General features: G+C 41.6%; 1 rRNA gene. It reads left to right on the top strand.

Annotation, left to right across the window (positions count from 1 at the left end):
* Positions 1 to 87, top strand: a 16S ribosomal RNA gene (locus tag ACST15_RS12555); the annotation flags it as partial.
* Positions 88 to 257: the final 170 nt, after the last annotated feature.

Below are 257 nucleotides of genomic sequence, written 5' to 3'. Positions count from 1 at the left end.
AAACCGCCAGTTAGGGTAGAACAGGTAATTGGGGCTAAGTCGTAACAAGGTAGCCGTACCGGAAGGTGTGGCTGGAACACCTCCTTTCTGGAGAAGCTATTTAACTTAAGTATATAAGGTTTCTTATTTACTTCCCGAGTACTTTTATCACACGCCTAAAGGAAAATCTAGCAAGATAGGTTTTCAAGATATTAATAGAGAAAGAGAAGAATAAGCGGGCTTGTAGCTCAGGTGGTTAGAGCGCTACACTGATAATG

The sequence above is a fragment of the Aquirufa sp. Wall-65K1 genome (genome assembly GCF_054558475.1).
Note: the sequence above shows the minus strand (reverse complement) of the source record. Positions and strands in the feature narration are given on the sequence as shown.